Source organism: Bacteroides salyersiae, assembly GCF_031172035.1.
Classification (GTDB): domain Bacteria; phylum Bacteroidota; class Bacteroidia; order Bacteroidales; family Bacteroidaceae; genus Bacteroides; species Bacteroides salyersiae.
The window spans coordinates 134,224-159,421 of sequence record NZ_CP133452.1; the positions used below are offsets into that span (position 1 = coordinate 134,224).

The following is a 25,198-nucleotide window of genomic DNA, read 5'->3' on the forward strand; positions in this document are numbered from 1 at the left end:
TTTTTCGTACTTTTGAAAGTTATAGAAAGAGAATGTAGATTAGAAAGGTAAAATATGGACAATAAAGTATTCCTTTTAGGATTATTTCTGCTTTCAGTTGCTAACGTGAAAGCTCAAACTCAGACGCAGAATGATTCGCTCACAATGGAGAACATGATGCACAACCTTCCCGAAATAATGGTCAAAGGTTCGCGCCCTATCGTCAAGGCTGAGCGAGGTATGTTATCCTATAACATGCCGTTACTCATGAAGCAACTACCTGCCGACAATGCCTATGAGGCTCTTACACGTATTCCTGGTGTTAGTGATGCTGATGGTGGCATCAAGTTTTCCGGCAACGAGGTGACGCTTATCATCAACGGACAGGCGACCACTTTAACGCAAGAACAGCTTGCAGACAGATTGAAAGCGATGCCTGCTGCACAGTTGGCTAAAGCAGAGGTGATGCTTGCTGCTCCTGCACGTTATCATGTTCGTGGCATGGCTATAAATATCGTCACGAAAGATTATGCAGGGAAAAATCAGTTGTCGGGACAGATAAATGGAGGATTACAGCAAAACAAATATTCCAGAGAGTTTGGAGATTTCTATCTTTCCATGCAGAGGGGCAAATTTGGAATGGATGCACAATATCAATTTATTGACGGCAATTCATATGGTGAATCTTCACGCATAGCCAACCATCCATTGGATAACGGGCGTATTCACTACAACGATGAAACGTGGCAGAAATCATTTGGTATTGCTCATGACTACCGACTTGGTATGAATTATGCATTTAGCAAGAACCATCGACTTGACATTGCCTATACGGGAAAATGGCAAAAGTCTTGCTCCAACAATCACACTACAGGTTCAAGTGTAAGCGGAATGCATTACGACACTCATGTGTATCTGCACAATGTTGATGTAAACTACTCACTTCCTTTTGGACTTAACATTAGTGGTTCGTACACTAACTATCGTACCCCTCAACAACAAAAACTTGACGGTACGATGTATGCAGATGAAAATACGACAGAAACGGAACGCAACCTTACAAGTGGCAGTGAACAGACTATCAGCAAATGGATGTTCGCAGCCGACCAAAACCATTCTTTTACACATGGTTGGGGATTGTCGTATGGTGTAAAGGGACAATTCACAAGCAACAAGAGTTATCAGAACACCATCGACAAAGAGGGTAACATTCTGCCTAATGCAACAAGCAGTGTGGACATCAACGAACGTATTTGGAATATATACGCAGGTTTCAGCAAACAGATAAACAAGGCAATTAGTCTTGAAGTATCCGCAGCAGCCGAACAATACCATTCACCGATATGGGACAAATGGCGCATATATCCGTCACTCAATGCCCTGTGGAATATCAACGAGAACCATTTACTCAACTTGTCATTCAGTTCCAATTCTGAATTTCCGAGCTATTGGTCAACAATGAGCAGTGTATTTTACTCATCGGCATATACCGAGATACATGGCAATCCTGATTTGAAACCATACTCTTATTACAATGTCAACCTTATGTGGCAGATTAAAAGACGTTATACGCTGATGGCTTTTGCAAGTCTGAAACCTGATTATTCTGTGCAGTTACCGTACCAACCAACAGACCGTATGGCGGTAATATTGAAGGAAACCAACTTCAACTATGAGAATAGCTTTGGATTGCAAGCCTCTGCAATATTCGGTGCTGGCAAATGGCTCAACGGTAATGTGTTTGCTGTAGGAATCTATAAACATGCCAAAAGTGACCATTTCTTCGATTTGCCATTCAACCGCAAGAAGCTGACGGCAGCACTTGGAGGTACTGCATCTATAAAACTTTGCAGCACACAAGACTTACGCCTTATACTCAACCCTTTCTTTCAGTCAAAAGTAATACAAGGTGTTTATGATGTAAGTCCTATCTTTAGAATGAATGCCAAGTTACAATGGACTTCACATGATGGGAAATGGGGATTGCGCATAAATGGCAGCAACATCTTCAACAACAAGGCAGACACTCGTTCCGTACAAGGTAATCAAGATTACCGTATGAAAATTAACAACAATTGGGCTACTGCTACTTTTGCTGTTATTTATAAGTTCGGTGGCTATAAAGAAAAAAAAGTAAAAGCAGTTGATACATCAAGAATGGGACACTAAGCCGCATGATATGAAACAAAAACTAATTGGTAGAATTAGCATGGATAACATCCATGAGCTATGCTTTCTCACCCAAGGCGAAGAGAACAATCACCGAAAGGAAGAACTCTATCGGCTCACTTTCGATGAGGACAACCGAGTAGCATTCAATGCACTGCATGTTCTATCAAATTTCGACTTAGCCAATAATGAGTGGCTTTATTGCAAACATGACGAGCTGATTGACCGAGTGATGAAGGAAGAGCATGTTGGGAAACGCCGTCTAATGCTCAATCTTCTCTTACGCCAACCGTTTGAAGAAGAATTCCTCCGCTCGGATTTCATAGACTTCTGTGTAAGCAAGATTACCGCTTGCGCTCAACCCTATGCTATACGAGCCTATTGCATGCAGCTTGCTTATGGGCAAATGAAGTATTATCCCGAACTTCTCAGCGAGTTAAAGATGGCATTGGACATGTTGGAACAAGAGACCCTATCCCCAGGATTAGCTTCCGCAAAAAGGCAGATATTGATGAAAATAAAAAGGAAGCATTCTTTGTCTTAATGTAGCATTTCCGCAAAGAATAGTCTTGTTTCTGTATGTTTGCCATTCGATATACTGCTTACAGTTGGTACACTCACTTTCTGCGACCATCGGGAGCAAAATTTCTCCGCCATCATGGTGGAGCGAGGAGTTTTGGGGTTTCCAAAACATAACCTCGCTCCCTCCTCTAAGAACAAAAGACGAGATATTTGCCTTTCGGCTTTCCATGCCCAAGGTTGCAGACCTTAATTCTCTCAATTTACGCCAAACATCAAAGCTGCCACATTGAAAGAACAAGGTCACAGACACAAGCTACTTTGTACATGGAGTTTGCAAAGGAAAAGGTGATATTTTCAGTGTGAAACTTGCCAAGTGTTTCAGTTGTGTGTTGTTGATTTCCTTTGTGAACTATGCCGAGTGTGCTGTGTGTCCTCGGTATAGTCTGCATAAATCTAATGCCATGCTAAAACACTGCGGAGGTTCGCCCAAGTGGCTGGAGGCGCAAAGCCTCCAAGGAACGTTGCTGCAACCATTTCGGAGAATAGAGCGGTTGCCAATTAATCCACAAGCACATTTTACAGCGTACCAAGTGAGGGCATGTAAAACGTTGAATTGTTGAAGATAGGTGTTATCTTTATGAGAACCAACCACTTATACCCTCAACAAACTCTCAACAAATAGCTCTACACAACAAATTACTGGGCAAAAAAGAAAGAAAGGAATGGTGTTCATGGTTTTCTCTTTTCAACATTATCTTTCTTTTGTTGAGAGATTTGTTGAGAATATGTTGAGCCGTAAATGCCTGATGTTCAATACTTCTTTCATCATATTCAACAATTCAACAAAAATAAGGGGTGTTTTGTCCGTCATTTTTATGAACAGAACTCATCCCCCTACAAGTAAGAATGTCATGCTTATGCTTCAGTACTTATTCACGACAGTACGACAGCGCCAAGCCAACAAACAAGCAAGAGGACATTCAACTAAAGGCGGTTGTTCTTCTATTGAGTTGTAGGATAATGACACTACTTTTCTCTTTTGCCCCGTACAATCTCTTGAAGATGGTGGCACGAAACCGAGCGGCCCCGTATGAGTTTATACGGAAGCAAAGGGCAACAATCATCGGAAAGCCATACAACGTTTGCCAAATGCCATTGGAAGTTTCCTGTTTCTGTTGGACTTCCGACACCGTCAATAAACCATCCTTGTATATTGACCTTATCACAGCATGGAGTTTCATGGCGGTGACATGAAGCATATCAACCAATTCACCCTCACTCATCCACAAGTCTTGCAAGTTGGACGGAATGGATAACATTCCATTTCCGTCCACGGTGATTACAGTCCTTTTCATGCCATTCCCCCCATTGTCGGCATATGCCCCTTGATTCGACTTTCAAAAGCTGATATGTCATGCTCCAATTTAGTACTTGTCACCTTTGCGTAAATTTGTGTTGTGGCGATGTCCGTATGTCCCAGTATCTTGCTTACACTCTCTATCGGCATACCGTAGTTTAAAGCCAAAACTGCGAACGAATGCCGGCTTACATGAAATGAAATTCGCTTCTTGATGCCACACATTTTTGCCACTTTCTTTATACGCTTGTTTACCATGTCAAGTGAGCCAATATTAAACAAGTGCATATCTTTTCTCAATGGCTTGTAACGTTCAATTATCTGTATGGCTGCATCTATCAGTTTAATTTTGAATGGTACGCCTGTCTTTTGACGCTGAGAAACTATCCATGGAGACCCACTTATAATGGCAACATTGTCCTCTGTAAGATTCTTGATGTCAACGAAAGAGATACCTGTCCAACAACCAAACATAAACAAGTCTCTCGCAAAAGCAAAGTTGGGATTTTCCAACTCTATTCCTGCAAATATGTCCAATTCTTCCTCTGTCAAGAACTCACGCTCCTTGTGGTCTGGGTCAACGTGGTACATGGCAAACGGATTTCTCTGTATCTTGCCGTTGTAGTGTGCTGCCGTGACGATATGCTTCAATGGTATGGAGTATATCCAAATGGTAGATTGCGTGAGTCCAATGACATTCTTCAAATACAGACAAAAATCACGGATGAACTCCTCGGTAAGCTCATTCATGGACATATCGCTGCGCTTGTACTGAAATTTGATGAACTCAGCAACGTACTTTCTTACCGTCAGATACTTGCGGTAGGTTCGGACAGCTCGGTCTTTTCCCACGCGTTGGGCAAAGGCTGCGTTCTCCTTGTCAAAAGCTCTGAGTAATGTCTCATACTCCGTACCTATGCCTTGATATGCGTTTCTCACCATTTCAGCGGTAACGAACGCCTCACGGTCGGAAAGCCGTTGGTAATGCTTAGCGATTTGAGCCTTGATGTTATCAAGCGCAAAGTTCACCTCATTGGCTTCCTTGCTTCTGCCTTTAGCTCTGTTGCCCTTGGCATCCCATATCGCCTTGGTCACGCTCAGCTTGCAACTGAACTGTGCGATAGTTCCGTTGATTGTCACTCGTCCCATGATAGGGACAACTCCGTTTCTCTCCTTGCTTCCATTTACATAGAAGACTGTCTTGAATGTACTTCTCATAATTGTTTGCTTTTTGTTCAGTGCAAAATTAAACTATGAGAGCTGCATGGCAAATTCACAACCTGTGCAGAATGGAGAAACAAGAACCGACACCGTTAAAAAAGCTCATTAGGGCGTTTTTCTGAGGTAATGAATTGAAAGCGTTTCCACTTCTCAAATCTGCTATTTTCGCATTTCCTCACGAACGTCACTTAAAGCCAACAACTGCCACAACCACTTGAAACTCAAAACAAAAGCCCAAATCTGCTATTTTTTGCTTTTTTAGTCATTCTTTTTCGTAAAAACCTTGCATTCCCTAATCCCTACCTTTTTAAGCACCCGAAACGAAAACGACCGATGCGACAGAAAGACGCATTAAAAAAAATGTCGGATAAACGAGAAGCAGATAAGATAGTTTGAAACTCAACTCCCTCAGCTCTTGAATCCGCATTAAAAAACAAAAAATCAAAAACAAAACGGATATGAGAACGGCAATAGCAACAAAATTCGTGGCATGGGAAGTACCAAGTTTGGAGAACCTGCAAGGCAGCAAGGTGTACGGACTTCGCACCAAACTGAACAATGGTGAGAAATTGAGCCGAGAGGAAAAGGATTGGCTTACACGCAACGTGAACAGCAACACCTATTTCAAGAGCGCAGTACCCTTGCAAGGTTGGATGTTTGACTTTTCCGACATTCTCCGAACCTACATTGTAAAGCAGTATGGACATTGGGCGGAATACAAGGCTACCGACAAGACCGCACTCCGCAGTTTCCTATACGGCAGGATAGACAGCATCGTGGAACTTAACAAATGATACGGCTATGACAGCAACGGTAAATTTCAGACAAATGGCGCAATACATAGGGCTTGCGATATGCACCCTAATCATGCGCACCGCCTTTTGGGTGTCCGGCATCCTTTGGTACATCGTCAGAGAGATAATAAACGGAGTGTTCCGAGTGGCAATAGGGGTAATCGTGGCTATTCTTTCCGTTATCCTGTTCTTCGGCTTCATTCTTTGGTTATTCACCCTTTAATCCCTACCGACATGGCAAAGAGAAGAAGCAAGACAGTGGAGCAACAATGCAGATACTACGAGGTGGGCAACATCTTCGAGTACATGGTGGAAACATACCTCAACGGCAATATGTCCGTGTTCCGTGGACTCTACCACGAACTGAACAAGGACGCACGGAAGGACTTTATAGACTTCCTATTGAGCGAGGTTGAGCCGATTTATTGGAGGGAGATTTTGAAACATACTATTTGACAACTCATAAAAACGACAGCGATATGAAAGGAACAGACCATTTCAAGAGAACGATACAGATGTATTTGGAACAACGTGCGGAGGAAGACACGCTCTTTGCGAAGAACTACCGCAATCCAGCCAAGAACATTGACGATTGCGTAACCTACATTCTGAACTATGTGCAGAAAAGCGGTTGTAACGGCTTCACGGACGGAGAGATATACGGACAAGCAGTACACTACTATGACGAGAACGAGATTGAGGTGGGCAAGCCTATCCAATGCCAAGTGGCGGTGAACCACATTGTGGAACTCACGGCAGAGGAAAAAGCAGAAGCACGTCAGCAGGCAGTCCGCAGATACCAAGACGAGGAACTCCGCAAGTTGCAGAACCGCACCAAGCCGACAAAGGCGAAAACAGAAACCCAAGTTCAACCCTCATTATTTGATTTTGGCTTATGAAACCGAGAAACAAATTTGAAAAAGCAGTTCTTGCCCAAAGCAAGAAACTACGCCCGATAACCCCGATACAGATAAATTGGGCATTCCGTAATTGCGTGGAGCATTATGCACACCGCTTGCCGAAAGGTCGTACCACTTGTATGGATTGCGGTCATAGTTGGGTAATGACGGAGCAGACCGAGCATTGTACGTGTCCCGAATGTGGAGCAAGTTTGAAAGTCTGCCTCACCTATCAGCGCAAGGTAAGACAAAAGCAGTATTTCACAACCCTTACCACAAGCGGAGAATACCAAGTGCTACGAATGTTCTTGCTTGTCGTGGGTATGGAGAAAGGGGTTAATGCCAAGTCCTATGCCCTTGAAATCGGGCAGTATTGGTGGAATGAACAAGGGCGTAAGGCTGTTGTTGCCATTCCACGCACATTGGGATGCTACATCGACACGTTCTCATTCGCTTCTCCTTTTGCTATCCGCAATGACAATGAAGCGTACCGCCATATCTCATATTCCCCGATATATCCAAGATATAAGGTGTTGCCGACGCTCCGCAGAAACGGCTTTAACGGCAATTTCCACGACATTGTACCCACCAAACTAATACCGGCATTATTGTCGGACAGCCGTGCGGAAACGCTGTTGAAGGCAGGGCAATATCCCATGTTGCGCTACTATCTGTACCACTCTTTCAATATTGGAGAGTATTGGGCTTCAATCAAGATATGTATCCGCAACGGCTATACTATTGAGGACGGCTCAATGTGGCGTGACACCATAGACCTCCTGCGTCATTTCGGCAAGGACACAAACAGCCCGAAATACGTTTGCCCTGCCGACCTCAAAGTTGAACACGACAAGTTGGTGGCAAAGCGCAACCTGCAAAGGAAACATGAGCGGACTGAACAGCAACGCAGGAAAGCGATTGAGGACGAGAAACAATATCTGAAAGCTAAGGGCATATTCTTCGGACTTGCCTTTACCGACAGCCTTATTTGCGTCAAAGTCATAGAGAGCGTGGAAGAAATGGCAGAGGAAGGAAGGACGATGCACCATTGTGTGGGCGGTTACCACAAACGAAAAGACTCCCTTATCCTATCCGCCACCATTGACGGAAAACGAATTGAAACGATAGAGGTGTCACTAAAAACTTTTGAGGTGGTGCAGTGTCGTGGCGTATGCAACGAGAACTCCGAATACCACGACCGCATCATCGCCCTTGTGAACAAGAACGCCAACCTTATCCGCCAGCGGATGAAAGCGGCATAATATCGACATCTAACAACTAACATTATGGAAGTAAGATTTGAAAGCATGGTTTTCCTATGGGATGATAAAATCCCCACGATGTTCCTTGAATTTATGAACCTCCTCACTCTTTGTCAGAGTGAGGAGCAATTAAGGGCGAGCGTCAAGGACTTTGCCGAGAAACACGAACTTGACAAGTTCTTCCTTTACGGCTTCGGCTCTCATCATTTCTACCTGCACCAACGCTACACGAGCGACCCCGAAATGGTGATGCAACACAGAGTGCTGTCTGTACATTTCTAATCATCTAAATAACAACGACTATGGCAACAAAATGACAATTAACGGAGTAAGCACCTGCCAATCGGCAGGAACGGAGAACTACGAGAAATTCCAAACGGGTATCGACAGACGCAAACGCACCCTTGTGCAATACGACTACCGCCACACGGACGGGGAACTTTTCTCTTGTGTCAAACCCACATTAGACGAATGTCGAGCCGCACGGGACAAGTGGCTAACGGCAAAGGAAAGGAAGGAGGAGAAGCGATGAACGAAGCAGGCTACCAAACGCTGATAGTCAAATTCAGCGAACCCATTACGGCATTGGACGGCATCTTTGACGATGCCGAAGCGTGGGGAGTTGATACCCTAAAGGGGTGGATAGACAGCTATGAAAGCAGCCGTTTCACTGCCATTGACAGCCATACGGCAGTCATCACGAGCGAGTATAGCATGGAATGTCTGAAAGAGTGGCTGGAAAAATGCACACCCATAACCGAGAAAACAGAATTTTGAACATTGGGGCGGTGTCCGCACCGCCCGAACCATAAACCTAAAAGACAACGGATATGATAGCAAAGACAATTTTAGAGCAGATTGGCGGCAGACGCTTTGCCGCCATGACGGGAAGCAAAGACTTCACAGACATGGGCAACGGCTTGCGCATGAGCCTTGCGAGGAACAAGACCAGTGCCAACCGCCTTGACATCATCTATGACGGAGGGGCAGACCTATACAATATGCGTTTCTACCGCAAGACGTTCAGCAAAAAGACATTCGAGAGCAGGACGAAGGACATTGAAACGCACGAGGGGATATATTGCGATATGCTGGAGGAAATGTTCACGATGGTAACGGGACTTTACACCCGCTTTTGAGGGGTGGGCGGCAAAAGCCGCCTACTTTCTTTCATGAGCATGATGGCGGATAAGAAAGTAGGCAAAGAAACCTTTGTACCAATCTACGATAGTATTCACAAAAACAAGTTTTAATCATGGAAACAATCAGACAGAACGGAAAAACCATCTTGTACAGCAACGACGGCATAAGCATAAAGATGGTTTTCAAGAACCTTACGGGCAGGAATTTTCAAGGTCAGGAATATACAGACTATATCCGGCATATCGCAATCGGCAGCATGGGATTTTCACCCGGTATCATAGAGCATTGCAGGGACGGTGAGGTTGCAGGCAAAGGGACAATCCCGAATGTATGAAAACTGAAACTCCGATGAAGTTGGCGGCTTCATCGGAGTTTCTTTCGTCAGACACTTATTCTTTATGGTACATACAGCAGCGCAAACTCAGCCTTCCTTCGTTTGAGCAGCATGGCGTGGCGTTTCCCCTTATAGTTACAGAAAGCGATATACTCCCGGTAGATGTTCCTGTCACCCGCCTCCAGCTTTCGGATTAGCGTGCTTTTGGGTATCTTCCCACTCCCCAAAAGACGGTACGGACCGACATTGTAGGCGAGCGTGGCAAGCAGAAGCGAATCCTTCCCGAACTGCTGGAACATCGCGCAGAACTTCCGCAGGTCTTTTCGCAGAAGCGCGTCCGCCTGCCGCTTCGTCATGGTGCGTGCCGAATACCTTTCCCCCGGCTGCAACCGATGTCCATATCCTACATACGGGTGATGTTTTTCCGAATGCCAGCCCTCAAAATACTTCGTGCATCGCACCGCCCTCTCAAATGGTGGCAGCCGGTAGATAGCCGCCTGCCCGTCCGTTCCCTCATGGCGTCTGTTCCGTGCGGACACGGAACAGACCGCCAGAAGCGAACAGAGGATAGCCATGAATACACGCATCATCGTGTAAAGGGCTTGAAGTTCCCGATGGGGACAACAGTGATAACCCCGTCATCCTTCACGTTTCGGTTGTTGAAGTCAAATTCCAACTCATAGGAGTTGCCGAAATTGTCCTCCACTACCACGATGAAGTTGTGCGCCTCGTCACCTTGCGCCGTGTAGTACAGCCGGAACTTCTCGTTTTCGAGCAGGTAGCGGTCATTGGGCAGGAAAGTGATGCCGTTGTCCATTTTCAGTGTGCCCTCACCCTCGAACTGGAAATACCGGATGGTATAGAGGGTATTGGCGAAATCGCCCGTTTTCTTCAGCTCACAGCGGATTTCCACCGTCTGCCCCTTTGTGACCTTGTTCGGCACGGGCATGGTTTCCACCGTGAAGGGATAGGATTGCTGGATGTCCATATCGTCGTCGCACGATACGAATGTGAATGACACTGCGGCGAACAGGCAGAGTGCCAACGCCTTGAAGATTGATGTTCTCTTGTTCTTGTTGTTCAGTATGTTCATTATTCTTTGATTTTTAGATTGTTGTTCTTTTGTTGTTTTCTTGATACTTGTTGCAGGTACTCGTTCAAGTCCTTGCAGCCTTGATAGATGCCGGAACGGTCTGTCACCTTTCCTCCGTAGCGTGTCCGCAGGGCTTCCATTGCCCTGCGTCCGGCTTCGTCTCGGTCGAGGTAACAGTCGATGCGCTCGTACCCGTCCAGATGTTTCAAAGCCTTTTCCACGTTGGCGACGGAGTTCAGCACAAGGCAGTCACCCGTTGCCAAACCGAGCGTGACGGCGGACAGGAAGTCCATAAAGCCCTCGAACACGCTGCACACGTCCGCCGGGATGTCCCCCGCCTTGACCAGCGACACGTCCTTTGGTGGTACGCAACCCTTGAAACGGCGGCTTCGGGTTTCATAGCCGCCCGACACGTTCGGAAAGCCGACGGCAAAGTACCGCTTACCACGCACGCCGTAGTTCAGGCGGCAGCAGTGGCGGGATGCAACGGCATAAGGGATGCCTCTTTCCTTCAAATACTCCGTCAGCGGAGAGCGGAGCAGCGGGACGGCTTCCACTCCCTCAAAGGCAGGTTCGGACGGTTCCGGCAGGTACAACGGCTTTTCTGCTGCGGCAAGCGGCATACGGGCGGTTTCCGCTATGAATCTCGCCTGCGCCATGAAATCCCCGCTTCGGGTAAACTCCCCGACAAGCGTGAAGATGTCGCCGCCCTTGCCCAAGCCGAAGTCGTACCAGAGCTGTTTCGCCACGTTCACACGGAAGGAGGGCGTGCGTTCACTGCGGTATGGCGCACGATACCACAGCTCGTTTCCGCTCCTTCGGACAGGCTCATGTCCCAGCCGTGCGAGAAAGTCCGCAATGGGTATCTGCCTCATATTCTCAATGTCCGTCCGTTCCATGCGACGTGTCAGTTGATGATTATCTTGACGCCCGCCCCGAACTGCGTATGGAACTTCCGTGTGTCGCCACCCCACAGCAGGCGCTCCCGGAGGTTGGCGAGCAGGGCGATACGGTCAGCCACGTAAAACTCCACATCGAGCGTCAGCGCACCGCCGTAGATGAAGGCGTCCCGGTCATGGAGCGTGGAGCCGTCATGCAGCACTTTCTCGCCCCAATTCACCGACTCATATCCGGCGAGAGCCGAAGCCCCCGCATAGACGAACACTATTTTACGGGCGTCGGAGAGTATCTTGAAATAATAACCGCCCTCCGCCGTGAACTGCGCCACAGGTATGGCGGTATCCTTGTACGGGTTGTTCTTCAAGAGGTATTCGCCACCGAACACCCACTTGTTACCGTTCTTCGTGTAGGTGGAGAGAGCCGCCCCGAAACTGTAACCGCCATTGTTGCCACTTAAACGCATACCGTCCACAAGGTTAGCTCTCAATTCGATGCCCTGCATCTTCGGCAGGCATCGCTGGGCGTGCGCCTGCCCCGTGAACAGGGCAAGCGACACGATGATTATTGCGATGTACTTTCTCATGGTCAGCGCACTTGAAGTTCGTTGATGGTATTGGCACGTACCAAGTCCTCGTTTTCAATCACGAAAGACTGGTGACGCCCCCCGTTCTTCTCGTTGAGTTCCACCACGAGGCATTTGTCGTCGGGAATGGTGAACTTCGCCATCGTGAATACCGTGCGCTCGCTCTTCTTGCCCGGCACGAGTGTGGCGTAATTCTGCGCACGGAGCGGCAGGATAATCTGCTCCTGCACGGCGGTACGCTTCGCCACCTTCTTGTCCACGATTTTCCATGTGATGTAGTCCACATCGAAAGGCACGTTGCTCTGGTTCTTTATCTCCGTGTGGAAATAGAGTAACCCATTATGCGTGTAGATACCTTTCAGCAGGTACTGGATGCCGAATCGCTTGCAGCCGATGTGCTTCACCTCACGCTTGTTCTGCTTGTGGATGGACTTCATGATAAGGCGCACCAGCATCGGGCTTTCGCTGCCCAGTTCCTTCAGGTAGATTTCCTGCGCGTTGTTCGGGCGGTTCACCTTCTCGCCGTCATGGATGAAGTCGCACATCTCCACGTTGAGAAGCAGCGGTTCGGAGGCGTACTTCACGTTAAAAGTATAGAAACTCCCGTCCTCCGTGATTACCGACATATTGGTTTCGTTCGGGAAGTTACGCACGGTAGCTTTCACGCGGATGACGTTCTCCGCTCCGTCGGCTTTACCCGCAATCAGGTCGGGCGAGCCTAAATCGACGTAGCGCACCTCCGAGGGGAAAATGACGTGGACGGTCTTGTCGTAGGTCACTTCCAATCCGTGCGGGGGAACCATGCGGTCGAAGGTCAGCTTCTTTGTCAGCCCGTGATACAGATCGCCGTCCGCCTCCTTCTGCGGATAGACCTCCTTTGTCAAGGTCGGTTGTTGGCTTTGCCTTCCTCCTCCTTGCGAGGCATAGTCAAGCGAGCTTGTCTCTGCTCTCGCTTCGTTCGTCGGTTCACTTCCGTTGTTCTCTCCAACGGTTACGTTCTCCTGCGCGTTGGCAGTTATGATGCCCATAGCGAGGGCAAACATGATGATTACTTTTTTCATTCTACTTTGGATTTTAGTGGTAAATAAAAATTTGGTTGTTGTTTTTTTAGTCGTTGATTGTTATTGTTTTCAATCTCTGTCCTGATATAGCATGACCTTGTATCCGGATTTCAGATGCACCTTGACGGTACGCATCTTCTTGGCGATATACTGGCTCGTGCCTTGTATCAGCCCCTTGCCCAAGTCGGAGGCGAGCTGCGCCCCTGCGTTGGTGGAGATATTAATGCTGCTGCCCAGCGAGCCGCCCATGTTGGCGGCAACCTCCCTGACGGCGTTCATCTCCATCGAGTTTGGAATGAAGATGCCGGGCTGTCCGTCCGTGTCATACACCGCCAGTTCTACCGGGATAATCGTACCTGCGTACTCCAGCGAAGTAATTTCAATATCGAGTCGTTCGCCCTGAATCTTTGCCGTGCCTACCACCACTGCATTGCGGGGTATGATTTTGTCCGCCACTGCCATCGGCTCCAGCAGCCGTAATCTTACCGCCTGCCCGTCAGTCACACTCTGCGCCCCATAGACACACGCCGATATGGTGTTCCTGTCCGATACAGTCGTGACACCCACCGCCGTATTGAAACTGCGGTTGCGCTCCTGCGAGAAGGAGGCGACAAACTCAGCGTTGCTCATCGGCTGTGAGAGCGAAGATACCACCTGATGCGTTACCTGCCTGACAGGTGCAGCCGTGTTCTTTCCGGCTTTCTGCACGGGGTAAGGCTCTGCCGCCTGTCCGACAGGTGGCTGTGTGCCGTTCTGCCCGCCCATGTACTTCGCCGCCAGTTCATAGGACTTCTCCATGAGTGCCACTTGGTCATCCATAGCGGATGCCTTGCCTTTCTCGGTTTCCAGTTCCGATTCCAGCGAGGCGATACGCTCTAACAGTTCGTCCATTTCCGCGTTGTCGTTCTTCGGCTGCTCATAGAAGTTGCCGAGCGTGGTATTGAGGTCGCGGTAGGCAGCTGCGGAGGATTGGATGGTTTTCGGAGCGGATGATTTTGCTGTTGCATCTTCCGCATTTCCGGGATTAGCAAGGTCGAAGTCCCTGCCGCCGTCCGTTTCCGCCACCTCGCGGTCGAACATATCGCCCAGTTCCTGCATGGCGCGGCTGCGGTTCTCCTGCCGTTCCTCCATTGCTCCCTGTTCGTAGGCTTTCGCCTTGTCGCCGATGATCTGGCGGTTCGCCTTGTCAGCGTCGGGCATTTCGATGTTGTAACCACCCGTTCCCGGTTGCTGCTCCTTGTCGGAAGACGGGGCGAATATCAGCCACATAGCACCGATGAATACCAGCACTATAGCGGGCAGCACTATCATTTTCTGACGTTTCAGCCTTTGGGCTTCGGTCAGCGGCTTGCGCTCCTTCTTCGGTTTCCCGTTGTCGGGAGCCGCCTTGTTCTCGTTTTTAGGTTCATTCTTCGTCTGTTCCATATAAATAAGGTATTACATTATGATTGTTGTCCGGCTTTATGGACAGTTCCACCTGTCCGGCATGGTCTGTTACCATCCGGCTGCCGTCATTCCTGCCGATTTCATAGACGGCTTTGCCGAAGGTGTAGAGGGCAAGCACCGCAAAGGCGGCGAGCATCGCCAGCACGATGCGCCTGCGTGTCTTCGGGGGCAAACCGTCCAGATAGCCTTTGAGCCTTGCCACCAGCATTTTCTTTTTGTCGTGGAGCTTCCAGTACGCACGCCAAAATGATTTTTTGATTTTCTTCATGTCCGTTTACCTTTTGATGGTTTGTAAATCCTTGTTCTCGATGATGGTGAATCCCTCGATGGTGAAACCGTTGGGATTGTCGTCCGAACGGGACGAGTTCAAGAGGCGGCACGTAGTCACGAGGCTGCGCTCGGTGACGTTGCTCTGCCGGATGATCTTCTGCGTGGCGTAGGTCACGGCACGGTAGGGATAGCCGTTGAAATCGCACACCACGCTGTCCACCTTCAACACCTGATTGATGTTCCCGGCGATGATGCGGTTGTAGTACCCCTTCTCGGCAAAGTCCGAATAGTAGTTGTACACGCTTTTGTCCGCTAATAGCAGGGCGCGTTTCACGTTATGCTCTATCGCGCTCTTTTCGGGTGAGAGCGTGAAGAACAGCTCGTGGAAACGGCGCACGTGTTCCCTCGCTTCTGCCGGACGGTTCTGCGACAAGTCTTGCGAGAGAGCCAGCATCAGCGACTTGCCGTTGTCCAGCACGTAAATCTTTTCCCGTTGCCGCTCCGCGAAGCGGTAGGAACTCCACACGCTCCATACCGTTATTACGGCACACAACGAGAGGAAGACGATACCGAACAGGCGTATCTGCCTGAACGATGATTCGATGTTTTTAAGTGACTTAAATTCCATTGTTGTTTATTCGTTTTTAATTGTCAGTTGATTATTTCAGCAGCTTCCCGACACGTCCGACCACGTTTCCTGCGGCTGCGCCCGCCACGCTGCCCGCCATACTTCCGGCTCGTCCTGCCGTCTGGTTCACGTTGCGACCGTAGCTTCCCATGCCTCCGGCTTGGATAATCCAGCCTGCTACCGTGGGGATGGTGAAGTAACCAATGATGCCGATTATCATGAAGACGATGTACACCCCGTCGCTCGAATCCAGCGAGAAGTTCGGGTCAGCCTGCATCCGTTCGATGTCGCTTTGCAGCATCAGCACTTGTATCTTCGCCAGTATGGTGCTGAACATATCCGACACGGGCAGCCACAGATAGACCTGTATGTAGCGGCATATCCACTGTGTAAGCGTGCTTTGGAAGCCGTCCCACACCGATATGGCGAAGGCTATCGGACCGAGTATCGCCAGCACCACGAGGAAGAACGTGCGGATGGTGTCTATCACGAGGGCGGCGGCTTGGAACATCAGTTCCAGTATCTCGCGGAAGAAGTCGCGGATGCCCTTCTTCATGTTGTACATCCCGCGCTCGATGTACATCCCCGCCATCGTCACCATGTCGCCGGGCGACCAGCCCAGTTCTTCCAGTTGTTTGTCAAACTCCTCATTTGACACGAGGTAGGCGGTTTCGGGATTGCGCATCATCGCTTCGTACTCCAGTTTGTCCTTCTGCTCACGGTATCGGTTCATGTCCAGCGTTTCCGCCTCCAGCATCTTTGCCGTACCCTGCACGACGGGCGACATGATGCTGTTTATCGTACCCAGTACCACCGTCGGAAAGAACATGATGCACAGACCGATAGCGAACGGGCGGAGCATAGGGAACACGTCTATCGGTTCGGCTCTCGCCAGCGACTGCCATACCCGGTAGGCCACATAAAAGAGTGCGCCCAGCCCGGCGATGCCTTTCGCCACGCCCGCCATGTCCCCGCATAGCGGCATCATCTGTTCGTAGAGCGAGCGCAGAATTTGGTGAAGGTTGTCGAAATTCATAGGCTACCAATATCTTTCGTTCATGTTCCCGTACAGCCCCATGATGCGGTCAAGGTCGTTTTTCTTCTTCGCACGCAGGTAACTCACGCTAATGTTCTTGTTGGTGTAGTAGCTCACGAGGTTGCGGTAACGCTTCATTTTGGAGTAGCAGCGTTCCACCACGTCCATGCGCTCCTTGTCCGTCATGGAGAGCGTGGTGATATTCACCACATTCTTCAGTTCCGTCAGCACATCGTTGGATTCCTCCAATAACTTGGTGTAGCCAAAGGCGATGGCTCCCAGTTCCTCCACCGTGAAGTTGTCGTCACGCATCATCTTCTGGAAACTGGTCACATAGGTGTCGGTGATGTCACCCACCATCAGAATGGTCTGCTGCACCTTCCGGGCGTCCTTTACCAGATTGTTCACGGATTTGAGTGGTAGGCTAAGCATCCAACGCCCTGCCGTATTACTACGGTGGGTTTTCGGAAGCTCGCCCCCAAACCGGACGTACACGTCTCCGCGTATCCGGCTTTCTACTAATAATATCAATCTATTCATTGTTACTGAGTTTTTTGTAACACTTACCACATATGGCAATAGTCTTTCGTTTGCGAGCCATCATTTGTTTTTCGCAGGTAGTTTTCCCTTGAAGATTTTTTAATTTTCTCACATGGTGCATCACTAACTTATCGACTGCTCCACATAATTCACATTTTTCCGCTTTCAGCCTATCTATAAGACTTGTGTTTGTAGGATGATATGTGAATTTGGGCAAGTTGTCTAAATCCTTAATGTTCATTGGATTTTTCTTTTTGAACCCACCATGATAAAAGGTCAAGTCTTTGGCAGTACCGTTCTTTAAATAGTATCTAACTGAAAAAAGTCCATTCTTGGTGTACTTTTTTCGGATTTGCGACATCGTTGTCCGATATTTCTGCGCAAATGTTTTGTACATACTATATTTCATGATATACCCAAGTTTTGACAGACTACTACAATTATTAGCCAAACAATAGTAATTGTAAATGCCCTTTATTTCCTTGTTGTACCTGTCAAGTATCTCAAAGTCATTGTTGTTTGAAAGTTTGGGACGGGATTTTGCTTTCCAATACTCCTTGCCGTTGTGTATCTTTATTTCTAAAACACGATATTCGAGCAACTTTTTCTTAAACGTATCCTTTCCAAGTGCCAATTGTATCCTCTTATTGAAGACACGTCTTAGTACTCCGTATTTGCTTCTTTTGGTGTCATTGGATTTCCTTACAAAAATCTCATATCCGAGAAATTTTGCAGCGTTTTCAGCATGGGTGATAAGTGTTTTCTCATCAGACAGTGTAAGAGCTAACTTTTCATAGAGGAAGTTCTTTATGTCCTCTTTGATGATGATAGCATCTTGTTTACTGCCAATAATTCCAATTAGAAAATCATCCGCATATCTCACATATTTGAGTTTTCTGTAGTTCATATCCATTTCGTCACCATCAGAATACTGCAAACCTTCTTTTTGATAAGCCTTATATTGTCTTATCAATTCTGACCTTTCACTTTTGTCTTTTACCACTTTCAACTTTTTCAGAATACGGTGTCGTTTGCCTTCAAGTGATACTACCTGTTTAGTTCTTTTCCGTTCTTTCCCCTTATCAAATTTTCCAGTGTATTCCTTCATGAATTTATCCAACTTATCAAGGTATATGTTTGCCAAGATAGGGCTGACAATTCCGCCTTGCGGTGTTCCGCTGTAGGAGTTATGAAAGTTCCAGTCTTCGATATATCCTGCATTCAGAAATTTTCTAATCAAGCGAATAAATCTTTCGTCAGCGATACGTTCTTTCAGAATACCTATCAGTATCTCATGATTGATATTGTCGAAAAATCCCTTAATATCACCTTCTACGAACCATTTCACGCCCGAAAATGTCTTCTGAATATCAGACAAGGCAGTGTGGCAGCTTCTTAGAGGTCGGAAGCCATGTGACGTTTTTTCAAACTGTCTTTCATAGATGGCTTCCAATATCATTCTGACCACTTCCTGCAATAATTTATCATTAAAAGCTGGTACACCTAATGGACGCATTTTCCCATTTTTCTTTGGGATATACATCCGTTTTGAGGGTTGGGGCTGATAACTCTCATCTTTCAACGATGTTATCAGTTGTTCAATTCGGTTCAGGCTCATTTGGTCAATGGTTTTCCCATCTGCACCTGCTGTCATATTGCCCGGTTTCGCATATATGCGTTGGTAGGCAACGTAATACATTTCCTCATTGAAAAAGATACGGTACAAGCGTTCAAACTTGTAATTCAAATTTTCACTGTGTTCCGTTAGACTGTTTAATACATACTCTGGACTTCTCATAATGTCTCTCACATTTTCCGTTATTTGCATTAAAATTATTAGCTGCTTCCCTTCGCCATGTACAGGGCTTTCCCCTGCTCAGACTACTACGGAAGCTCCGTTGCCTTGTCGGATTTTCATAGGTCTGTACCTAATAGCCTTGCGGCGTTCCGATTTAGGCAATCCCCGTTTACGATATAATAACATGGCTATGATAGATTGTCGGATATGACTTCCGCCCGTTACCGCTTACTGCGGTTGTGCCGTAATTTGTTCCTGCCTCTACTACACGACGCTCGCAACAGAGGTATTACGGTATAGCGAGTTAAGTTATCTTTCACTATAAAACATACTGGGTTCACTTGGACTATCATTCAATCAGTTTGGATTTTATCCTCGTATCTATCTGTTTCATCTCACCATTCAGTTGCAATTTGATAACTAATTGACTTATGGCTTTCCAGCGTGCTATACTCCCTGCCGTCCTTTCGTGGGCAGATAAGCTGGTGATGATAGGTAAATATTGGAACACTTACCTAATAGCTTGCCAATGCTACATTTATTATATCGCCTATACGGGCGCACCGTCGTAATACTTCTTGCCCTGTTCGTAAATCTTCACGGTCTCTTGAAAATTTTTTATCATATTCTGGGCGGTCGTGGAAGTGTGTACCACGTTCTTCGAGGTGTTCACGATGCTCTGCGCGATGTTGGACGGGTCTATCACCGCCCACTGTGCGCTTGCCCTGCCGACTGCAAACAGGCACAGGCAGATAATAAGTGTTATTCTTGTTCTCATGTTACTTTGGATTTTAGTGGATTTCATTATTTATTGCTCGCCTATCGGATGGTCCGGTTTCGGGTTCACACGCACGTAGTCCCCGTTCGGCGAGAAGGTCAGGATGTCCGTCGCCTCGTTGTAGGACACGTCGATGCGGAATCCGGTGTTCATGAACAGATTGCCGTTCTCCTCCTGCAAGAGATAGGTTTCCGGCTTCAGCTTGCGGCGGATGCCGCTCCGCTTGAATACCGTCACCTTATAGGCTTCGCCCTCCTTGTAGATAAGCACGTCGGGCTTGCCCTCCACACTCTCCCAGTTTCCGCAAAGCAGGTCGCGTCGGTTGTCCGTTATGTCGCAGGATTGCAGCACCATGACCGCCAGCCCGATTAAACACTTGCTGACTTGCAGCATTTTCGTTCTTGATATACTCATACGCATTTTCTTTTTTAGTTGATGAATCTGTTTCTATTTATTCCTTTTTTCTCCGCCTTTCGGCAAGCTGCCGGATGACGGCTTCAATGTCGCCGCCCAACTGTTCCGCCAGACGGTAAACCTCTACTTTTTCCGTTTCTTCGGTGGTGTACGCCAGATACTCTTCAGCACTAACTTCGGTGGCATAGACTGCCGACTGCGTGCCGCCCAGTCCTATCCACACTTCCTTGTAGAGCCTTGACGGGTTGTTCGCCATGTTGATGGAGAGTATCTGCGACTTCTCTTTCTCCGTCAGACCCAACAGGGACTGTATGGCATCAAACTTGTTCATGTACTTCCGCTGGTCAAGGAGTATCTTGCAGTCGGAGTTGTTGATGATGCTCTCCTTGACGACGGGCGAGGAAATGATGTCGTCCACCTCCTGCGTCACCACGATTGCCTCCCCGTAATACTTGCGCACGGTCTTGTACATATAGCGCAGGTACTCAGCCATGTTCGCCGAAGATAGAGCCTTCCAAGCCTCTTCCACTATCAACTGTTTCCTTACGCCTTTCAATCGGCGCATCTTGTTGATGAAGGCTTCCATGATGATGATGGTCACCACAGGGAAAAGCTCGCGATTTTCCTTTATACTGTCAATCTCGAAGACGATGAACCGCTTGCCGAGCAGGTCGATGTTCTCCGTGGAGTTGAGCAGGAAGTCGTAGCGTCCGTCCCGGTAATACTGCCGCATGGTGGTGAGCATATTGTCGATGTTGAAGTCGGACTTCTCCACCTTTATCTCACGTTCCGCCAGTTCGCGGCGGTAGTCGTCGCGCATATACTCGTAGAAGGTGTTGAACGAGGGGACGATGCTCCGGTCAGCCCTGATACGCTCGATATAGGCGTTCACCGCACTGCCCAGTTCGCCGCTCTCCGTCTTCGTCACTTTGTCGTCCTCCGACTTCCAGAGCGTCAGCAGCAATGTCTTGATGCTGTCCTTTTTCTCCACGTCGAACACGTAATCATCGGTGTAGAACGGGTTGAACGAAATCGGTTTCTCCTCCGTGTAGGTGAAGTACACGCCGTCCGCCCCGTTTGTCTTGCACCGGATCATCTCGCACAAGCCCTGATAGGAGTTTCCCGTGTCCACCAGCACCACGTGCGTACCCTGCTCGTAGTATTGCCTCACGAGGTGGTTCATAAAAAAGGATTTGCCGCTGCCCGAAGGACCCAACACGAACTTGTTGCGGTTGGTCGTGATACCCCGCTTCATCGGCAGGTCGCTGATGTCGAGGTGCAACGGTTTTCCCGTAAGCCTGTCCACCATCTTGATGCCGAAGGGCGAGAGCGAACTGCGGTAGTTGGTTTCCTCCGTGAAGAGGCACACCGCCTGCTCGATGAATGTATGGAAACTCTCTTCCGCCGGGAAGTCCGCCGCGTTGCCGGGCATCGCCGCCCAGTAGAGCGTCGGGCAGTCGATGGTATTGTGGTGCGGCACGCACTCCATGCTTGCCAGCTGGCTGCCCACATCGTTCTTGATATGCTTCAGTTCCTCCGCGTCATCGCTCCACGCCATGACGTTGAAGTGCGCCCGTACCGAGGTCAGCCCGTAGGAATGGGCTTCGTTCAGGTACTGGTCTATCCACTCGCGGTTGATGCTGTTGCTCCGGCTGTATCGGGATAGCGACTGCATATTCCTTGCGGACTTCTCGAACTTCTGCAAATTTTCCTCGCTGTTGTCGATAATCACATACTGGTTATAGATGTGGTTGCAGGAAAGCAGCAGCCCCACGGGGGAGGCGAAGGAGAGGCGACAGTCCGAGCGGTCGGTGGAGAGTTTCTCGTAGCGGATGTCGGTAGCCACCTTTCCTGGCATATCCTCCGCGTCGGAGAGGGTGTGCAGGCACAGGCGGTTGTCACCGATACGCATTTCTTTTGCCGAGAGGTCGATGTCCTGCAAGGTCGTGTCGCCTTCGGGCATGAGCGAGAAGTAACGCTCTATCAGCCCGGCGGACTTCTCCGTCCCGACAATCTCGTCGGTGGAGAGGCGGCGCAGCCTCACAAAGCCGCTGTCGTTCATGATGCGCTCGAACTGTTCGGCGGCCTCCATGAACTTCCCGGCGGTTTCCTTGTCCAGCTCCTTCGGGATGATATGTCCCCGGCACAGCGTACTGAAGTTGCTCTGCATACGGTTACGTTCTTTCGTCGTCTTGGTCAAGTAGAGATAGCAGGAGTGTTTCAGGTACGGACGCTCGTTGAAGTGGCGTTCAAAGGAACGGCTCAAGAAACTCATGTCGTCCTTCTGTAACTCCGGCATATATTTCTCCTTGATGAACCAATCCTGCTTATGCACGACGCAGAAGTACGGCAGCACCTTGATAGCCTTGCACCAGCAGCCGTGTATCGCCTCGTACTCTGCGCCCGTCACGGTGTAAAGCTCCGGCAGTTCCACCTCAAAAGCCACCGTGATGTCGGCGTCTTTGGAGATGATGCAGCCATGCTCCACCGCCAGCAGGGGGAACTTGTTTTCCAGTGTTGTCATTTTGGATGTATTTCTCATGTCGTTTCTTCCTTTCGTTGCCGTTTGAGTAATCGGGTGATCCGCCGTCGGTTGATAAGGTATCGGGGATGGCTCCTTGCCGCTCCCAATTTCATCAGCCCGTGTTCGCCGTACCGGGCGTTCAGCGCGAAGGTCTGCCATACGAGGACGGAAGACGATGCCGCGCCGAAGCCGATACATATCCACTGGTCGATGCCGACCATATAGAGGATGACGAACAGGACGAAGAGAGCCAGCAGACCTCCGCAGAAGATGAAGAGGTACTGAGCCTTCAAACCCTTGAACTCGACCGGACGGCCGATACCCTTGTTTATCGGGTATTCAGCCATACATTGTTTATTAAAGGAAGAATGAGCGCAGGATAGTGGCGGCGACAATCAAGAAGATACAAGCCCCGAACCACGAGGCGGCGGTCTTCGAGGTGTCCGGGTCTCCGGACGAGAATTTTCCGTACACTTTCACGCCACCGATAAGCCCGACTACCGCGCCGATGGCGTAGATTAATTTCGTGCCGGGGTCGAAATACGAACTCACCATAGAGGTGGCTTCGTTGATGCCAGCCAGACCGTTTCCCTGTGCGAAAGCGGAGGCGGTTGCGGCAATCATAAGTGCCGCAGCGATGATTAACTTTTGTCTGATGTTCTTGTTCATAAACTGTTCTTTTTTGTGCCGTCCAAAGGGTGGATAGTCCTTTTTCGGGCGGTTGATACTTGATTACTTTACTTTGGTTTTAGTGGTTGCCCGTTTGTTTCTACGGACTTGGGGCTGTCCGTTGCGGGTTGGCTGTACCTTGTACCGCCGTGCGCGTGGGTGTCGTCATTTTACGTTTTCATTTCCATTCTTTTTTAGTTGTTATACATAGTTTCGGAAGTCGAACTCCTCGATGTTGTCGGGAATCACGAACACCTTTTCCTTTTGTTGTGTCACGGTCATGTTCACCGTGTCCACGAAAACTGCCATCGCCTTTGCAATCCTCTCGCTCATTGCTTCATCGGTCAGGCGTTCCGTTATTCTTGTGAAAAGCTCTGTCCCGTCCAGTTCCGTCATGACCTTTCCGGCGTGTCGCATTTCCTCATCGGATGGTGATTCCTTCCGTATGGTGTGTACTGCCATGTCAATATCCTCGAAGCTACTTCCCGAAGCCTGCTTTTTGTCTGGTTCTTCATCCTCCGGTTCATCTTCTCCGTACTCCAGTTCCGAGGGCGGGATGCTCGTGAAGGTTTCATCGAGTTTGTCCTCCGGTACTTGTGTCGGGCGTGAGACGGTTTCCGTGTTTCCGTCGTCAAAAGTAGCCTCTTCCTCCGACAGCTCAATGCCTTTTTCCGAAGTGGCGGCTTCTTGCGTCGGTATGGCAGCGGTTGTCCGGGTCGATGCCATCTTGAAACGGCTCTTGCCAATGATGTCCGAGGTGTCTGCGTGAGGTATTTCCTTATCCTTTCCTTGCTCTGCCACCGTACTGTCCAATGACCGCCACAGCCCGGCAATATGTCTGAAGAAACGGATGAGCTTCATGTCCATGATGCGGTCATAGAACAGCAGAAACAGAAACCACACGTTGCAAGCAACCGATACGATTAAAAACGCCTTTGTCATAATCTTACTTTTTGGGCGTTTTCAATCTGTTCCATGTACTGCTGCCCGTATTGTCGGAAATGGTCGCGGAGGATGTTATCCACAAACTTGCCGATGCTCAAACCGTTTCCCATCCGACTGGTAACGATAGCGACTTTCTCATGAATTTCTCGGCTGATGTATATACATTGCCGCGTTTTGATTTCCGATGCTTGCAGGAAAGTCGAGAGCGGTTTGTCTCTGCCTTTATCCTTGCGGAAGTCAACGTCGGTATTTTCATGCCCGTAGTCGGTTACACACTTTGCTGCACGGACAGCGGTTCTTTCACTCTTTCCTGTTTGCAGATACTCAGCCTGACGGTTCTTATTTGTTCTTTTCATACTTCTTTGTTGTTTTTGAGTGTTTATAAATTATAGGATTCCATGTGCCGTTTGAACGATTCGGCTATCTCGTCTTGGAACAGCGTGAAATGGTGTGTCAGCACGTTGTCAAGAAATGCCGCGATAGTCACTTCGTTGCCTCCGATTACATGAAGCATCTTCTGTATGCGGTCGTGGTACTCCTTGCGGATATAGACCTGCTTGCCGAGCCTTGCCGTGATATTGGAACCGCATATGAATACTGTGTCATAATCCAATTTTTCCGGCTTGCTGTTCCTGCGCCTGCGTTCCGGCTCCTCTTTGGAGTGCGAGGCGGGTGGAGAAACGGCTTCTTGTATCGCTTCTTTCGGAGGTGGGACAGGAGCGTTCCCGTCCGTGCTTCTCGCTTCCGGCGGAATGCTTGTATCGTCCAGTCGAAATGAGTTGATTACGGCTTCGCTGTCGATGTCCTCGATTCTTGTTTTCTTTGCCATGCCG

General features: G+C 48.6%; 32 protein-coding genes and 2 pseudogenes. 13 read left to right on the top strand and 21 right to left on the bottom strand.

The genetic code is table 11. The features are described 5' to 3' along the window. The first annotated feature begins 54 nt into the window (after positions 1 to 54). Together RB604_RS00570 and RB604_RS00575 are read left to right on the top strand one after the other, a co-directional pair. Positions 55 to 2,148: an outer membrane beta-barrel protein gene (locus tag RB604_RS00570; protein ID WP_270437380.1), complete on the top strand. Its 2,094-nt coding sequence runs from the start codon at positions 55 to 57 to the stop codon at positions 2,146 to 2,148. Between the two features lie 10 nt (positions 2,149 to 2,158). Then, entirely contained in the window at positions 2,159 to 2,692 is a 534-nt protein-coding gene (locus tag RB604_RS00575; RefSeq protein ID WP_117588200.1) for a HEAT-like fold family protein, read from the top strand. Positions 2,693 to 3,650: 958 nt separating this feature from the next. Here RB604_RS00575 and RB604_RS00580 read toward each other — a convergent pair. Together RB604_RS00580 and RB604_RS00585 are read right to left on the bottom strand one after the other, a co-directional pair. Beyond that, a complete protein-coding gene (locus RB604_RS00580) occupies positions 3,651 to 4,025 on the bottom strand; it encodes a hypothetical protein (RefSeq protein WP_038606222.1) in 375 nt (124 codons plus the stop codon). Next, a complete protein-coding gene (locus RB604_RS00585; protein WP_117699598.1) occupies positions 4,022 to 5,245 on the bottom strand; it encodes a site-specific integrase in 1,224 nt (407 codons plus the stop codon). The genes RB604_RS00580 and RB604_RS00585 overlap by 4 nt, the downstream gene beginning before the upstream one ends. A 461-nt stretch (positions 5,246 to 5,706) precedes the next feature. Here RB604_RS00585 and RB604_RS00590 point away from each other — a divergent pair, with 461 nt between their 5' ends. The 10 genes from RB604_RS00590 (at position 5,707) to RB604_RS00635 (ending at position 9,680) form a co-directional block, all read left to right on the top strand. Next, complete coding sequence (locus RB604_RS00590) at positions 5,707 to 6,042, top strand: hypothetical protein (RefSeq protein WP_004310306.1); 336 nt, start codon at positions 5,707 to 5,709, stop codon at positions 6,040 to 6,042. A gap of 7 nt (positions 6,043 to 6,049) precedes the next feature. Further along, positions 6,050 to 6,265 (top strand): hypothetical protein, encoded by a 216-nt coding sequence (locus RB604_RS00595; RefSeq protein ID WP_005643957.1) that lies wholly within the window; start codon positions 6,050 to 6,052, stop codon positions 6,263 to 6,265. Between the two features lie 11 nt (positions 6,266 to 6,276). Further along, entirely contained in the window at positions 6,277 to 6,498 is a 222-nt protein-coding gene (locus RB604_RS00600; protein ID WP_008019901.1) for a hypothetical protein, read from the top strand. Between the two features lie 23 nt (positions 6,499 to 6,521). After that, entirely contained in the window at positions 6,522 to 6,941 is a 420-nt protein-coding gene (locus tag RB604_RS00605; RefSeq protein ID WP_004310304.1) for a PcfK-like family protein, read from the top strand. Continuing rightward, on the top strand, positions 6,938 to 8,203 hold the full coding sequence (locus RB604_RS00610; protein ID WP_004310303.1) for a PcfJ domain-containing protein: 1,266 nt from the start codon (positions 6,938 to 6,940) through the stop codon (positions 8,201 to 8,203). Before RB604_RS00605 ends, RB604_RS00610 begins: the two co-directional genes overlap by 4 nt. Positions 8,204 to 8,227: 24 nt before the next feature. After that, positions 8,228 to 8,485 (top strand): DUF8466 domain-containing protein, encoded by a 258-nt coding sequence (locus RB604_RS00615; protein ID WP_005827305.1) that lies wholly within the window; start codon positions 8,228 to 8,230, stop codon positions 8,483 to 8,485. A 31-nt stretch (positions 8,486 to 8,516) separates the two neighbouring features. Further along, on the top strand, positions 8,517 to 8,735 hold the full coding sequence (locus tag RB604_RS00620; protein ID WP_008770680.1) for a DUF3873 domain-containing protein: 219 nt from the start codon (positions 8,517 to 8,519) through the stop codon (positions 8,733 to 8,735). Then, the gene (locus RB604_RS00625) at positions 8,675 to 8,980 is read left to right on the top strand and encodes a DUF6956 domain-containing protein (protein WP_004310302.1); all 306 of its coding nucleotides are present in this window, start codon (positions 8,675 to 8,677) and stop codon (positions 8,978 to 8,980) included. Before RB604_RS00620 ends, RB604_RS00625 begins: the two co-directional genes overlap by 61 nt. Before the next feature lie 53 nt (positions 8,981 to 9,033). Continuing rightward, on the top strand, positions 9,034 to 9,342 hold the full coding sequence (locus RB604_RS00630; RefSeq protein ID WP_004310301.1) for a hypothetical protein: 309 nt from the start codon (positions 9,034 to 9,036) through the stop codon (positions 9,340 to 9,342). Between the two features lie 116 nt (positions 9,343 to 9,458). Next, positions 9,459 to 9,680 carry a DUF7688 family protein gene (locus RB604_RS00635; protein ID WP_004310300.1) on the top strand — a complete coding sequence of 74 codons (222 nt, stop codon included), beginning with the start codon at positions 9,459 to 9,461 and terminating at the stop codon, positions 9,678 to 9,680. 62 nt (positions 9,681 to 9,742) lie between these two features. On the opposite strand, the gene RB604_RS00640 is transcribed toward RB604_RS00635, so the two are convergent. The 11 genes and pseudogenes from RB604_RS00640 to RB604_RS00690 form a co-directional block, all read right to left on the bottom strand. Continuing rightward, the gene (locus RB604_RS00640; protein ID WP_005827312.1) at positions 9,743 to 10,270 is read right to left on the bottom strand and encodes a glycoside hydrolase family protein; all 528 of its coding nucleotides are present in this window, start codon (positions 10,268 to 10,270) and stop codon (positions 9,743 to 9,745) included. Continuing rightward, on the bottom strand, positions 10,267 to 10,773 hold the full coding sequence (locus RB604_RS00645; protein ID WP_032595742.1) for a DUF3872 domain-containing protein: 507 nt from the start codon (positions 10,771 to 10,773) through the stop codon (positions 10,267 to 10,269). Before RB604_RS00645 ends, RB604_RS00640 begins: the two co-directional genes overlap by 4 nt. Continuing rightward, positions 10,773 to 11,672, bottom strand: coding sequence for a DUF8464 domain-containing protein (locus RB604_RS00650; RefSeq protein ID WP_004310298.1), 900 nt, complete (start codon positions 11,670 to 11,672; stop codon positions 10,773 to 10,775). Before RB604_RS00650 ends, RB604_RS00645 begins: the two co-directional genes overlap by 1 nt. Positions 11,673 to 11,680: 8 nt before the next feature. Next, positions 11,681 to 12,256, bottom strand: coding sequence for a conjugal transfer protein TraO (locus RB604_RS00655; RefSeq protein ID WP_032588474.1), 576 nt, complete (start codon positions 12,254 to 12,256; stop codon positions 11,681 to 11,683). A 2-nt stretch (positions 12,257 to 12,258) separates the two neighbouring features. Continuing rightward, a complete protein-coding gene (gene traN, locus RB604_RS00660) occupies positions 12,259 to 13,317 on the bottom strand; it encodes a conjugative transposon protein TraN (protein ID WP_032588475.1) in 1,059 nt (352 codons plus the stop codon). Between the two features lie 69 nt (positions 13,318 to 13,386). Beyond that, positions 13,387 to 14,742 (bottom strand): conjugative transposon protein TraM, encoded by a 1,356-nt coding sequence (gene traM / locus RB604_RS00665; RefSeq protein WP_032595739.1) that lies wholly within the window; start codon positions 14,740 to 14,742, stop codon positions 13,387 to 13,389. Then, positions 14,723 to 15,031, bottom strand: a complete 309-nt coding sequence (locus RB604_RS00670; protein WP_004308924.1) for a TraL conjugative transposon family protein — start codon at positions 15,029 to 15,031, stop codon at positions 14,723 to 14,725. The genes traM and RB604_RS00670 overlap by 20 nt, the downstream gene beginning before the upstream one ends. A 6-nt stretch (positions 15,032 to 15,037) precedes the next feature. Further along, positions 15,038 to 15,661, bottom strand: coding sequence for a conjugative transposon protein TraK (gene traK, locus RB604_RS00675; RefSeq protein WP_004308925.1), 624 nt, complete (start codon positions 15,659 to 15,661; stop codon positions 15,038 to 15,040). Positions 15,662 to 15,692: 31 nt separating this feature from the next. Beyond that, positions 15,693 to 16,697, bottom strand: coding sequence for a conjugative transposon protein TraJ (gene traJ / locus RB604_RS00680; protein ID WP_004308926.1), 1,005 nt, complete (start codon positions 16,695 to 16,697; stop codon positions 15,693 to 15,695). A gap of 3 nt (positions 16,698 to 16,700) precedes the next feature. After that, positions 16,701 to 17,114: pseudogene (locus RB604_RS00685) on the bottom strand (DUF4141 domain-containing protein); the annotation flags it as partial. Positions 17,115 to 17,229: 115 nt separating this feature from the next. Further along, a complete protein-coding gene (locus RB604_RS00690) occupies positions 17,230 to 19,035 on the bottom strand; it encodes a reverse transcriptase/maturase family protein (protein WP_032535361.1) in 1,806 nt (601 codons plus the stop codon). A 431-nt stretch (positions 19,036 to 19,466) separates the two neighbouring features. On the opposite strand from RB604_RS00690, the gene RB604_RS00695 reads away from it, so the two are divergent. Continuing rightward, entirely contained in the window at positions 19,467 to 19,607 is a 141-nt protein-coding gene (locus RB604_RS00695) for a hypothetical protein (protein WP_005944145.1), read from the top strand. Here RB604_RS00695 and RB604_RS00700 read toward each other — a convergent pair. The 8 genes and pseudogenes from RB604_RS00700 to RB604_RS00735 all read right to left on the bottom strand — a co-directional run. Further along, positions 19,601 to 19,813: pseudogene (locus RB604_RS00700) on the bottom strand (DUF4141 domain-containing protein); the annotation flags it as partial. The gene RB604_RS00695 and the pseudogene RB604_RS00700 sit on opposite strands and share 7 nt — an antisense overlap. Before the next feature lie 30 nt (positions 19,814 to 19,843). After that, complete coding sequence (locus RB604_RS00705; RefSeq protein ID WP_004308928.1) at positions 19,844 to 20,227, bottom strand: DUF3876 domain-containing protein; 384 nt, start codon at positions 20,225 to 20,227, stop codon at positions 19,844 to 19,846. Positions 20,228 to 20,264: 37 nt separating this feature from the next. Then, the gene (locus RB604_RS00710) at positions 20,265 to 22,769 is read right to left on the bottom strand and encodes a TraG family conjugative transposon ATPase (RefSeq protein WP_005827325.1); all 2,505 of its coding nucleotides are present in this window, start codon (positions 22,767 to 22,769) and stop codon (positions 20,265 to 20,267) included. Continuing rightward, entirely contained in the window at positions 22,766 to 23,098 is a 333-nt protein-coding gene (locus tag RB604_RS00715) for a DUF4133 domain-containing protein (protein WP_004311206.1), read from the bottom strand. The genes RB604_RS00710 and RB604_RS00715 overlap by 4 nt, the downstream gene beginning before the upstream one ends. A 10-nt stretch (positions 23,099 to 23,108) precedes the next feature. Then, a complete protein-coding gene (locus tag RB604_RS00720; protein ID WP_004311205.1) occupies positions 23,109 to 23,420 on the bottom strand; it encodes a DUF4134 domain-containing protein in 312 nt (103 codons plus the stop codon). Positions 23,421 to 23,621: 201 nt separating this feature from the next. After that, positions 23,622 to 24,362: a hypothetical protein gene (locus RB604_RS00725; protein WP_032595736.1), complete on the bottom strand. Its 741-nt coding sequence runs from the start codon at positions 24,360 to 24,362 to the stop codon at positions 23,622 to 23,624. After that, positions 24,359 to 24,748: a DUF3408 domain-containing protein gene (locus tag RB604_RS00730; RefSeq protein ID WP_299338276.1), complete on the bottom strand. Its 390-nt coding sequence runs from the start codon at positions 24,746 to 24,748 to the stop codon at positions 24,359 to 24,361. Before RB604_RS00730 ends, RB604_RS00725 begins: the two co-directional genes overlap by 4 nt. Further along, positions 24,745 to 25,194, bottom strand: a complete 450-nt coding sequence (locus tag RB604_RS00735) for a DUF3408 domain-containing protein (protein ID WP_004311202.1) — start codon at positions 25,192 to 25,194, stop codon at positions 24,745 to 24,747. The genes RB604_RS00730 and RB604_RS00735 overlap by 4 nt, the downstream gene beginning before the upstream one ends. Between the last annotated feature and the right edge of the window lie 4 nt (positions 25,195 to 25,198).

Coding starts and splice junctions, on each gene's coding strand:
- RB604_RS00610 (WP_004310303.1), top strand. CDS start 6,938: ATGAAACCGAGAAACAAATTTGAAAAAGCAGTTCTTGCCCAAAGCAAG.
- RB604_RS00690 (WP_032535361.1), bottom strand. CDS start 19,035: ATGAGAAGTCCAGAGTATGTATTAAACAGTCTAACGGAACACAGTGAA.
- RB604_RS00580 (WP_038606222.1), bottom strand. CDS start 4,025: ATGAAAAGGACTGTAATCACCGTGGACGGAAATGGAATGTTATCCATT.
- traM (WP_032595739.1), bottom strand. CDS start 14,742: ATGGAACAGACGAAGAATGAACCTAAAAACGAGAACAAGGCGGCTCCC.
- RB604_RS00650 (WP_004310298.1), bottom strand. CDS start 11,672: ATGGAACGGACGGACATTGAGAATATGAGGCAGATACCCATTGCGGAC.
- RB604_RS00630 (WP_004310301.1), top strand. CDS start 9,034: ATGATAGCAAAGACAATTTTAGAGCAGATTGGCGGCAGACGCTTTGCC.
- RB604_RS00640 (WP_005827312.1), bottom strand. CDS start 10,270: ATGATGCGTGTATTCATGGCTATCCTCTGTTCGCTTCTGGCGGTCTGT.
- RB604_RS00590 (WP_004310306.1), top strand. CDS start 5,707: ATGAGAACGGCAATAGCAACAAAATTCGTGGCATGGGAAGTACCAAGT.
- RB604_RS00595 (WP_005643957.1), top strand. CDS start 6,050: ATGACAGCAACGGTAAATTTCAGACAAATGGCGCAATACATAGGGCTT.
- RB604_RS00715 (WP_004311206.1), bottom strand. CDS start 23,098: ATGGCTGAATACCCGATAAACAAGGGTATCGGCCGTCCGGTCGAGTTC.
- RB604_RS00645 (WP_032595742.1), bottom strand. CDS start 10,773: ATGAACATACTGAACAACAAGAACAAGAGAACATCAATCTTCAAGGCG.
- RB604_RS00575 (WP_117588200.1), top strand. CDS start 2,159: ATGAAACAAAAACTAATTGGTAGAATTAGCATGGATAACATCCATGAG.
- RB604_RS00600 (WP_008019901.1), top strand. CDS start 6,277: ATGGCAAAGAGAAGAAGCAAGACAGTGGAGCAACAATGCAGATACTAC.
- RB604_RS00735 (WP_004311202.1), bottom strand. CDS start 25,194: ATGGCAAAGAAAACAAGAATCGAGGACATCGACAGCGAAGCCGTAATC.
- traJ (WP_004308926.1), bottom strand. CDS start 16,697: ATGAATTTCGACAACCTTCACCAAATTCTGCGCTCGCTCTACGAACAG.
- traN (WP_032588475.1), bottom strand. CDS start 13,317: ATGAAAAAAGTAATCATCATGTTTGCCCTCGCTATGGGCATCATAACT.
- RB604_RS00705 (WP_004308928.1), bottom strand. CDS start 20,227: ATGAGTATATCAAGAACGAAAATGCTGCAAGTCAGCAAGTGTTTAATC.
- RB604_RS00570 (WP_270437380.1), top strand. CDS start 55: ATGGACAATAAAGTATTCCTTTTAGGATTATTTCTGCTTTCAGTTGCT.
- RB604_RS00585 (WP_117699598.1), bottom strand. CDS start 5,245: ATGAGAAGTACATTCAAGACAGTCTTCTATGTAAATGGAAGCAAGGAG.
- RB604_RS00620 (WP_008770680.1), top strand. CDS start 8,517: ATGACAATTAACGGAGTAAGCACCTGCCAATCGGCAGGAACGGAGAAC.
- traK (WP_004308925.1), bottom strand. CDS start 15,661: ATGGAATTTAAGTCACTTAAAAACATCGAATCATCGTTCAGGCAGATA.
- RB604_RS00670 (WP_004308924.1), bottom strand. CDS start 15,031: ATGAAGAAAATCAAAAAATCATTTTGGCGTGCGTACTGGAAGCTCCAC.
- RB604_RS00725 (WP_032595736.1), bottom strand. CDS start 24,362: ATGACAAAGGCGTTTTTAATCGTATCGGTTGCTTGCAACGTGTGGTTT.
- RB604_RS00635 (WP_004310300.1), top strand. CDS start 9,459: ATGGAAACAATCAGACAGAACGGAAAAACCATCTTGTACAGCAACGAC.
- RB604_RS00625 (WP_004310302.1), top strand. CDS start 8,675: ATGTCGAGCCGCACGGGACAAGTGGCTAACGGCAAAGGAAAGGAAGGA.
- RB604_RS00655 (WP_032588474.1), bottom strand. CDS start 12,256: ATGAGAAAGTACATCGCAATAATCATCGTGTCGCTTGCCCTGTTCACG.
- RB604_RS00695 (WP_005944145.1), top strand. CDS start 19,467: ATGGCTTTCCAGCGTGCTATACTCCCTGCCGTCCTTTCGTGGGCAGAT.
- RB604_RS00720 (WP_004311205.1), bottom strand. CDS start 23,420: ATGAACAAGAACATCAGACAAAAGTTAATCATCGCTGCGGCACTTATG.
- RB604_RS00615 (WP_005827305.1), top strand. CDS start 8,228: ATGGAAGTAAGATTTGAAAGCATGGTTTTCCTATGGGATGATAAAATC.
- RB604_RS00605 (WP_004310304.1), top strand. CDS start 6,522: ATGAAAGGAACAGACCATTTCAAGAGAACGATACAGATGTATTTGGAA.
- RB604_RS00710 (WP_005827325.1), bottom strand. CDS start 22,769: ATGAGAAATACATCCAAAATGACAACACTGGAAAACAAGTTCCCCCTG.